Here is a 9,504-nt window from a genome sequence, read left to right on the forward strand (position 1 = left end):
CACGCCCTGCCGACAGGGGTCGGCGGCCCAAGTCCCCTCGATCAGCCGAGTCGCCGTGCGCCCGCGCCGAGTCGCCGTGCGCCCGCGCGGGGCCACCCCGCTCGACCAGACGGCGCGAGCCCGGGGGTCACCACTCTGCCCGCCCGAACAACGGCGCGAGCAGCAGTTGCGCCGCGCCCTCCGCGACACCGCGCGCTCCGCCGGGTGCGATCCGCACCGGGACGGCCGCGGTCGAGCCCTCGCGCTCGGCACGTGCGTCGAGGACGGCACCCACGCCTCGTACGAAGGCCTCCGGGTGTGCGGCGACGGTGCGGCCGCCGAGCAGCACCAGGTCGATGTCGAGGAGCCCGGCGAGGTTGGCGGCACCCGCGCCGAGAACGCGCGCCGCCTCGGCCATGTCGCCGCGCCCCACGGCGGCGAGGCACAGCGCCTCGACGCACCCACGGTCGCCGCAGCCGCACGGCGGCCCGTCCAGCTGGATCACCTGGTGCCCGAACTCCCCGGCGCCGGTCCGGGCCCCCCGGTGCACGGCACCGCCGATGACCAGTCCGGCGCCGAGCCCGGTCCCCAGGTGCAGATAGGCGAACGACGCGTGAGCGTCCTCGACCGCCCCGCCCAGGGCGAGCCCGAGCGCGGCCGCGTTCGTGTCCTTGTCGACGACCACAGGCATCCCGAGCCGCCGCGCCACCGCCTCGCGCAACGGGAACCCGTCCCACTCGGGGAACCCGGTGACGCGGTGCAGCACACCGTGCAGGTGGTCGAGGGGACCGGGAAGCGCGACACCGACACCGAGGACGGGTACGGAAGGCCCGACGGCGGCGGACTCTTCCGGCACACCGCCCGGCACCGGCCCGGCACTCACCGCCGCCCTCTCGGCGGACAGCTCCTCCACCTCCCGGGCGGCACCCTCCACCACGGTCTCCGCACCGGCGCCCAGGCCCAGCGGGGCTCGCCGCTCGGCGACCACCGCGCCCGTGAGGTCGCACAGCACGGCCCGCAGTTCGTCCCGGTCCAGGTGCAGCCCCACCGCGTGCCCGGCTCCCGGCACCAGCCGCAACACGGTCCGCGGCTTGCCGCCGGTGGAGGCGCGGCGGCCTGCCTCCGTCACGAGTCCGTCCGCGCGCAGCCGGGCCGTGATCTTGCTGACCGCCTGCGGGGTCAGCCCGGTCCCCTCCGCCAGCTCCAGACGGCTGATCCCGGACTCCCCCGCCGTCCGCAGCAGATCCAGCACGAGCGCCGCGTTGTGGCTGCGCCGCGCCGGCAGGTTCACTCCGCTCGCCACGCTCCCCCCGACCCCACGCATGCCTCCACCGGATCCCGCGTACGTCCTGTTCACCCGCCCATTCTCCCTCGCGCTTGCACTTTGGCAACAGCGTTGCGAAAGTAGAGCCATGACTGGCACAGCCCCTGGTACTGACACCCCCCTCCGCGTGGGCCTCGTGGGCTACGGCCTCGCGGGCTCCGTCTTCCACGCCCCGCTGATCGCCGCCACCGAGGGCCTCGTCCTCGACACGGTCGTCACCTCGAACCCGGAGCGGCAGGAGCAGGCCCGCGCCGGGTTCCCGGACGTGCGCATCGCCGCCGCCGCCGACGAACTGTGGCCCCGCGCGGGCGAACTGGACCTGATCGTCGTCGCGTCCCCGAACAAGACGCACGTCCCCATCGCGACGGCCGCACTGGAAGCGGGTCTGCCGGTCGTGGTCGACAAGCCGATCGCGGGTACGGCGGCCGAGGCGCGCGGGCTGGCGGCACTGGCCGAGCGGCGCGGTCTGCTGCTCTCCGTCTTCCAGAACCGCCGCTGGGACAACGACTTCCTGACCCTCCGCAGGCTGCTGGCCGAGGGTGAGCTCGGCGACGTCTGGCGGTTCGAGTCCCGCTTCGAACGCTGGCGCCCGCAGCCCAAGGGCGGCTGGCGCGAGTCCGGCGACCCCGCAGAGATCGGAGGTCTGCTCTACGACCTCGGCAGCCACGTCGTCGACCAGGCGCTCGTCCTCTTCGGCCCCGCCGCCTCCGTGTACGCCGAGTCCGACATCCGCCGCCCGGGTGCGGAGACGGACGACGACACGTTCATCGCGCTCACCCACACCAGTGGCGTCCGTTCCCACCTGTACGTCTCCGCCACGGCGGCCCAGCTCGGCCCGCGCTTCCGGGTGCTGGGATCGGTCACGGGGTACGCCAAGTACGGGCTCGACCCCCAGGAGGCGGCTCTGCGCGAGGGCCTGCGCCCCGGCCCCGGCTGGGGCCAGGAGCCCGAGTCCCTGTGGGGTCGCATCGGCGCCGGCGAGTCCCCGCTGACCGGCGGCGGAGCCCCCGTGCCGACCGCCCCCGGCGACTACCCGGCGTACTACGCGGCGATCGCGAAGGCCCTGCGCGAGGGCGGCCCCAACCCGGTCACCGCGCACGAGGCGGCCGCGGCCCTCGACGTCCTCGAGGCGGCCCGGCGCTCGGCCCACGAGGGTGTGGCGGTGAAGCTGTGACCACGACCGCACCGGAGATCGCCGAACTCGAGGCGCAGGAGCGCCGCCTGACGCTTCCCCACTTCACGTACGACGACGCGTGGACCCTGGGCACGCTGCTGGTGGAACTGGCACGGGCGCGCAAGGCCCCCGTCGCGATCGACATCCGCCGCGGCGGCCAGCAGCTCTTCCACGCGGCGCTGCCCGGCTCGACGCCGGACAACGACGCCTGGATCGACCGCAAGCGCCGCGTCGTCGAGCGCTACGGCTGCTCCTCCCTGCTGGTCGGCTCCCGCTTCCGCGCCAAGGGCACGACGTTCGAGGAGTCCTCCCGCCTCGACCCGGACGCGTACGCGGCACACGGCGGCGCGTTCCCGATCACGGTCGAGGGCGCGGGAGTGATCGGCACGGTGGTGGTCTCGGGCCTGCCGCAGGTAGAGGACCACGCCATGGTGGTGGAGGCGCTGGAGAGGTTCACAAGCTAGGGGCGCGGGGAGCCCCGACAGGGGCGCGGGGAACTGCGCGAGCAACCGTCGACGACCCGCAATCGACAAAGCACCGGCAGTTCCCCGGCTCCCCCAACAGGGCACGACGCTCGAGGAGTCCTCCCGCCTCGACCCGGACGCGTACGCGGCACAAGCCAGGGCTCGGGCGCCCCGACAGGGGCGCGAGGAACTGCGCGAGCAACCGTCGACGACCCGCGGCCGACGAAGCACCCGCAGTTCCCCGGCTCCCCCAGCGGAGCGCCTACGCGTCCTTCAATTCCTGCCGCTGCCGCCCGAGCCCCTGGATCTCCAGCTCCACCACATCCCCGGCCCGAAGGAACGGCTTCGGGTCGGGCTGCCCGAGCGCAACGCCGGCCGGCGTACCCGTGTTGATGACGTCCCCCGGGTACAGCGTCATGAACTGGCTCACGTACCGCACGACTTCGGCGACCGGGAAGATCTGCTCCGCCGTGGTCCCGTCCTGCTTCAGCTCACCGTTGACCCAGAGCTTCAGCGACAGGTCCTGCGGATCGGGCACCTCGTCCGCGGTCACCAGCCAGGGCCCGAGCGGGTTGAACGTCTCGCAGTTCTTGCCCTTGTCCCAGGTCCCGCCGCGCTCGATCTGGAACTCTCGCTCGGAGACGTCGTGCGCCACCGCGTACCCGGCGACATGCACGAGCGCCTCCTCGTGCGACTCCAGATAGCGGGCCGTGCGGCCGATGACGACCGCCAGCTCGACCTCCCAGTCGGTCTTGGTGGACCTGCGCGGCACGAGCACGGTGTCGTGGGGCCCGACGACGGTGTCCGCCGCCTTGAAGAAGATCACCGGTTCGGCGGGCGGCTCGGCACCCGTCTCACGGGCGTGGTCGTGGTAGTTCAGGCCGATGCAGACGATCTTGCCGATACGGGCGAGCGGAGCTCCGATGCGCAGCCCCGCCGCGTCCAGCTCCGGCAGCTCGCCCGACTCGGCGGCGGCACGGATCCGCCCGAGCGCCGCGTCGTCGGCGAGCAGCCGTCCGTCGATGTCCGGGACGAGACCCGACAGGTCCCGCAGAGTCCCCTCGGCGTCGAGCAGGGCGGGGCGTTCCGTCCCCGCCGTACCGGCTCGCAGCAGCTTCATGATCACAATCTCCCTCGATCGCGGGCAGTCCGGCCGAATGGGTGCGGCCGGAGCGCGGCCTGTGCGCAGCCATCGGAGGACTGGTCGATCCTCCAAGGTCGGCGTCCGCTCCGCAATACCCCGTTCACGGACTGGACCGCCGCCCCGCGCTCATCGGTACGACACCGTCCGCTCGACCGCGCTCCACGTCGTACTGGTCACCACGTACAGCGCGGCGGGGCTCAGTGCCGTTGTACAGACTCGGTCTCGATCGGCTGCAGCAGCCTCTTCGGACTGAGCAGCGCCCGGCTGACCGGATCGGCCGGGTCCTGGTCGAGTGCGGGTCCCGGCACCATTTCGACATCCGGGACGGGTACGACGGTTCCGCAGGCGGGACATTCGCCGTACGGGCCGAGCTCCGTGCCGCAGGTGGCGTGCCGGTAGGTGAGGAGTCGTTCCCCGCGGAGCTCCTCGCGGCCCCACAAGCCGAGCGAGCGCAGGGTGGGCCACAGGGCGATGCCGCGGTCGGTGAGGACGTACTCGTCGCGCGGCGGCGACTCCTGGTAGCGGCGCTTCTCGAGGATGCCGTGGGCGGTGAGGGTCTGAAGGCGTGCGGCGAGGACGGCACGCGGGATGCCGAGGTGGACGAGGAAGTCGTTGTAGCGGCGCACGCCGTAGAACGCGTCGCGCACGACGAGCAGCGTCCACCGCTCGCCCACGATCTCCAGCGCGCGAGCGATCGAGCACTCCTGCGTCGCGTAGTCCTTGCCGAGAGCCATGAAGCCACTGTAGCCGGTTTCCCACCGATCGGTTCATTGACCGAATCGACTTTCCCCAAACTTGGTTCATTGACCGAACTCAAGCTGCTACGGTGACGAGCAACGCAAGGTTCAATGACCGAACCAAGCTCCCATCCCGCCGCCGAACCTCCGTCGGTCCGAACCTGAACCGACCCGCCCCGGAAGGGCAGACCATGCCCCAGCTGGAACGCACCACACAGACCGTCACCACCGCTCCCGCGGCCCACGAGACCCCCAGGGCGACCCCCACCCTGGCCCTCACCAGCGCGGCCACGGCCGTGGCGCTGATGACGTACACGGCCCCGGCCGTCACCCTCCCCGACGCCGCCGCCGCCCTGCGCACCTCGGTCTCCGCGCAGGCCTGGCTGCTCAACGGCACCCCGCTGGGCCTGGCCGCACTGCTCCTGGTGGCCGGCAGCCTTGCCGACGACTACGGGCGCCGCCGGATCTTCCTGGCGGGCACGGTCGCCCTCGGCCTCACCACCGCGCTCGGTGCCTTCGCGACCTCGACCTGGCTGTTCACTCTGGCCCGCATCGCGCAGGGCGCGGCGAGCGCGGCGATCCTCGCCAGCAGCCTCGGCCTGCTGGTGCACGCGTACCCGAGCGCACGGGGCCGGCTGCACGCGACCGGCGTATGGGGCGCCTTCGTCAGCGGCGGCATCGCGGTGGGCCCGCTGATCGCCGGAGCGCTGCCCGACTGGCGGCTGGCGTACGGCGTATTTGCCGCCGCGACCCTGGTCGTGGCGGCCCTGTCCGCGCGCACCCTGACGGAGTCCCGCGCACCGCGCGGCGGCCGCCCCGACCTGCTGGGTGCCCTGGTCTTCAGCCTCGCCCTGGTCTCCCTGGTGGCCGCGCTCACGCTGGGCCGCGACGGCTGGCTCCGCACGCCGGTCGCCCTGTTGTTCGCGGCCGCCGTGGTGCTGATCGCGCTCTTCGCCCTGGTCGAACACCTCACCCGCACCCCGATGATCGACCTCTCCCTGCTACGCCGCCCGCGCTTCCTCGGCTCGGCGGTGGGCGGTCTGTTCACCGGCCTGGCGGTGCTCGGTCTGTTCACCTTCCTGCCGACCCTGCTCCAGCGGACGCTCGGCCTTTCCCCGATCGACACGGCATGGCTGTTCCTGCTCTGGTCCGGCCTGTCCTTCCTCGTCGCGCTCCAGGCGAAGCGCCTGGCCGGGCGCGTCTCGTCGCGCCACCAACTGGCTCTCGGCTTCGCGCTGCACGCGGCGGGTGTCCTGACCATGCTCGGAGCGGTCGGCTCCGGTACGTGGACCCGTGTACTGCCGGGTCTGGTGATCGGCGGCGTGGGCAGCGGCCTGCTGAACGCCGCGCTCCCCCTGGTCGCTGTGGAGTCCGTCCCCACCGAGCGGGCTGCGATGGGCTCCGGTGCCCAGCAGACGTTCCGCTACATCGGCTCGTGCGCGGGTGTGGCCCTCACGATCGCCCTGGTGACGTCGGGTGGCGGCTCCCTGGCGCACGGCGCGAACATCGCGGCGGTCGTCTCGGTGGGCCTGGCCGTGGTGGGCGCGCTGGGCGTGCTGGTGCTGCGGGAACGGGCGTAAGGGGATCCCCTGGGGCGGCAGGGACCGTCTGGGTCGCAGGGGATACCTGGCTCGCAGGGATTACCCGGGTCGCAGGGATTACCTGGGGCGTGCGGAGGCGAGCACGCCCCACACCACCAGCCGCTACCGGGAGGTGAACTCCGGGGTGCAGGTGGTGAGGGTGAGGTAGTACCCGCGGCGGTCGTACCCGTAGGAGGGCTTGACGTTGCTCCGCGGCACGGGCGCGATGACGCCCCCGTCCACCGCCGAGGTCTGGGCGAGCACCTGGTCGACGACGTACGTGTACGTGGCACCCCTGGTCTCGACCGTGACGGTGTCCCCACGACGCAGCCGGTTGAGATACCGGAAGGGCTCACCGTGGGTGTTGCGATGCCCGGCGAGCGCGAAGTTGCCCGCCTGACCGGGCTGGGCGGTGCCCGGGTAGTGGCCGACGTACCCCTTGTTCAGCACGTTGGCCTTGCTGATGCCTTCGGCGACGGGGACGCGGAGGGAGAGCCGGGGAACGGTGAGGATGGCGTAGGCCTGGGAGGGGACGGCACGGGTGGGGCCCGTGACGGCGGTCTGCCGCTGCTGCCGCCGTCCGGTCTTGGTGGTGGCGGCGGTGCTTCCGGCCGCGGGCGTACTCACGGAACCACTGGCTGACGACGCGTCCCCGGGTTCATCCCACTCCCGCTCCAGCGCCTGCACCTTGCGCTCGGCTCCCTGCTGGGCCTCCCGGTTGGTCCACCACAACTGATGCACCACGAGCAACATGAGCACGACGCCGACGGTGACGAACAGTTCGCCACCGCTCCAGAGGACACGGCGACGGAGGGCGCGACGCCGCCGGGTGGCGTGGTGGACGACGGGGGTGCGCATGGGGTCGGACGATAAGGGGTGGGGCTTCAAGGAGCCATGCATCTGCAGGGGTTGGTGCTCAGGGTTCAGCCGCCGCCCGGTGATTCCGCCTGGGCGGGCGCCCCACGGCCGATCGTCATGGACCACCGCACGGCCGAGGGCGCCTCGACTGAGACAACGCCGCTCCGGTCCGCCCCCGTCACGGCCAGCTGGTTGTAGGTCGTACTGACTTCGTCGGCATGGCACTTCACGGAGACCCGAACACCCCTTGGTCCGCCGCAGAGCGCTGCTGGCCGCAGCCGGCGGCGCCGTCCTCGGTACAGCCCTGCGTTCACGGCGGGGGCGGTGCAGACGCTGCAGGTGGACGGGGTGGTGGCCTGAGCCGGGCGACCTGGGCGGTCCGCGCCGCGGACCGCCCGGGCCGCACTCCCGCCCCTGCGGTGACCCGGCCGCACTGAGCGCCGCAACGGGCCCCTCTGCCGCCCCTGGCCTGCGAATCTCTCTCCTTTGTCGGTCGGCGGCAGTACGGTGTCCCCCATGCGCCCCGACACGCCTGCCGAGAACGTCGACCACAACGCGGAAGCAGCACGCCTGGAGCGGGCTGCCGGCCTGTATCCCGAGGACGCGGAACACCTGCTGTTGCAGGCCGCGGCCCACCGGGAACTGGCCGGCGACCGCCCCGGGGCGACCACGCTGTACGACCGCCTGCTGTCGTCCACCGAGCCGCTGGAGCACCCCCACCTCGTACGCGCCCTGAAGGCGTCCAACCTGTGGGAGTACGACCACGAGGCGGAGGCACGCGCGATCATCGACGGCGTGCGCGCGGCCTCCCCACGGGACCCGGCGCCCTGGCTGATCGTCGCGGAGTCCCTGGAGTCGCACGACGAGCTGGAGTCGGCGGCGGCGACGTTCACAGAGGGGCTGAGGCTCCTGCTCGGCGACCACGCGGAGCCGCCGCAGTCCACGCACCCGCTCCTCTACGGCCGCCACCGGGTCCGCCGCATGCTGGGCGCGGCTCACGACGAGTGGGACATGCTGGCGGACGCCCTCCACTCGTCCACGGTCTCCCTGGACGAGCTCCACGACCCCAAGCGGGTCTGGTCCCTGGGCTCGGACAACCCGGCCGAACTCCAGGCGGAGATCAGCCGCCTGCGGGCAGAACTGGGCGCATACCGGGAAGCCCTGTCCCGCCCCTTCCCGGTGGCGGTCCTGCACTGGCCGTCCACCGAACTGGCGGAGCTGGTGTCGGCGTACCCGTCGCTGACCACCGAGTACCCCTCCCGCGAGGAGCACCTGGCGACAATAGAGGAGTCCCTGAGGGAACTGGCCGCGTCCGGCACGCCGAACCTGGGCATCGTGACGGGCACGGTCCCGTCGTACGAGGCGTTCGCGGCGTCGGAGGGCACGTCACCGGCGGACGTTGCGCTGCTGCCGCAGTACGCGACGACGCTGGCGGCGCGGGGGCGGGCGGTGGCTTGGCCGCCCGAGCGGGGGATGGTTTGTTGGTGTGTGTCGGGGCGGGTGTACGAGGAGTGCCACGGAGTGGGATGACCTGCCGCACTACGTTGTGAGCCCCAGACCTAGGGCGCTGGACTGGGGCCAGCGGCCCTCTTGCACAACTCCCGGTCACCCTTTGGCTTTGAGCTTCGGTGGCGCAGCCATGTGTCAGCGCCCTCTGTTACACATGAGCGCAGCCGTCTGAGCGATCAAAGGAGCCAGCGTGTCCGAACCCGAGGTCCTGTCCCAGCCCTGAGGGGCCTCGCGTTTTTCGGACAGGGTCTGGCCGAGCAATTCATGCCGTGAGTTGCAATTCCTGGAACTCGGCGTGCACTTCGCCCGGGGGGCGGTAGCCCACTGCCGAGTGCAGACGTTTGCGATTGTACCAGAATTCGATGTACCGGGTGATGTCCCTTCGGGCATCCTCGCGGGTGGGATAACTCACGCGCGACACCCGTTCGTTCTTGAGGGCGCCGAAGAATGATTCCGCCATGGCGTTGTCGAAACAGATCCCGGTACGCCCAGCCGATCGCCGGAGTCCGAGTTCTTTGAGTACGTCCGCGTACTCGGCAGACATGTAGTTGCTGCCGCGGTCCGAGTGGAATATCGCGCCTGCGGCCAACTTACGGTTGCGGGCCGCGTTTTGAATGGCCCGTGATATCAACGGCGTCTTGTAGTGGTCGTCCATTGCATACCCGATGACCTCCTTGGTGCAGCAGTCGATAACCGTTGCCAAATAGAGCCAGCCCTCGCCGGTCTTGACGTAAG

Annotated in this window: 9 protein-coding genes; 4 read left to right on the forward strand and 5 right to left on the reverse strand. The window is 71.8% G+C overall.

The genetic code is table 11. The features are described from left to right. Positions 1-127: 127 nt before the first annotated feature. Positions 128-1,303 carry an ROK family transcriptional regulator gene (locus ACZ3TS_RS33865; RefSeq protein WP_467625552.1) on the reverse strand — a complete coding sequence of 392 codons (1,176 nt, stop codon included), beginning with the start codon at positions 1,301-1,303 and terminating at the stop codon, positions 128-130. Positions 1,304-1,391: 88 nt separating this feature from the next. On the opposite strand from ACZ3TS_RS33865, the gene ACZ3TS_RS33870 reads away from it, so the two are divergent. After that, positions 1,392-2,477, forward strand: a complete 1,086-nt coding sequence (locus tag ACZ3TS_RS33870; protein ID WP_467625554.1) for a Gfo/Idh/MocA family protein — start codon at positions 1,392-1,394, stop codon at positions 2,475-2,477. Then, positions 2,474-2,941, forward strand: coding sequence for a heme-degrading domain-containing protein (locus ACZ3TS_RS33875; RefSeq protein WP_467625556.1), 468 nt, complete (start codon positions 2,474-2,476; stop codon positions 2,939-2,941). The genes ACZ3TS_RS33870 and ACZ3TS_RS33875 overlap by 4 nt, the downstream gene beginning before the upstream one ends. Positions 2,942-3,203: 262 nt before the next feature. On the opposite strand, the gene ACZ3TS_RS33880 is transcribed toward ACZ3TS_RS33875, so the two are convergent. Together ACZ3TS_RS33880 and ACZ3TS_RS33885 are read right to left on the reverse strand one after the other, a co-directional pair. Beyond that, complete coding sequence (locus ACZ3TS_RS33880; protein ID WP_467625558.1) at positions 3,204-4,061, reverse strand: fumarylacetoacetate hydrolase family protein; 858 nt, start codon at positions 4,059-4,061, stop codon at positions 3,204-3,206. 221 nt (positions 4,062-4,282) lie between these two features. Further along, positions 4,283-4,819: a winged helix-turn-helix transcriptional regulator gene (locus ACZ3TS_RS33885; protein ID WP_467625561.1), complete on the reverse strand. Its 537-nt coding sequence runs from the start codon at positions 4,817-4,819 to the stop codon at positions 4,283-4,285. A gap of 194 nt (positions 4,820-5,013) precedes the next feature. Here ACZ3TS_RS33885 and ACZ3TS_RS33890 point away from each other — a divergent pair, with 194 nt between their 5' ends. Further along, positions 5,014-6,402 carry an MFS transporter gene (locus ACZ3TS_RS33890; protein WP_467625563.1) on the forward strand — a complete coding sequence of 463 codons (1,389 nt, stop codon included), beginning with the start codon at positions 5,014-5,016 and terminating at the stop codon, positions 6,400-6,402. 123 nt (positions 6,403-6,525) lie between these two features. On the opposite strand, the gene ACZ3TS_RS33895 is transcribed toward ACZ3TS_RS33890, so the two are convergent. After that, positions 6,526-7,260 carry a class E sortase gene (locus tag ACZ3TS_RS33895; RefSeq protein WP_467625565.1) on the reverse strand — a complete coding sequence of 245 codons (735 nt, stop codon included), beginning with the start codon at positions 7,258-7,260 and terminating at the stop codon, positions 6,526-6,528. 516 nt (positions 7,261-7,776) lie between these two features. Here ACZ3TS_RS33895 and ACZ3TS_RS33900 point away from each other — a divergent pair. Then, positions 7,777-8,790 (forward strand): hypothetical protein, encoded by a 1,014-nt coding sequence (locus ACZ3TS_RS33900; protein WP_467625567.1) that lies wholly within the window; start codon positions 7,777-7,779, stop codon positions 8,788-8,790. Positions 8,791-9,031: 241 nt separating this feature from the next. Here ACZ3TS_RS33900 and ACZ3TS_RS33905 read toward each other — a convergent pair. Beyond that, positions 9,032-9,504, reverse strand: a 473-nt coding sequence (locus ACZ3TS_RS33905; protein ID WP_467625570.1) for an IS3 family transposase, incomplete at its 5' end; no start/stop codon positions are given.

It is taken from the genome of Streptomyces sp. NPDC022910 (assembly GCF_055561075.1).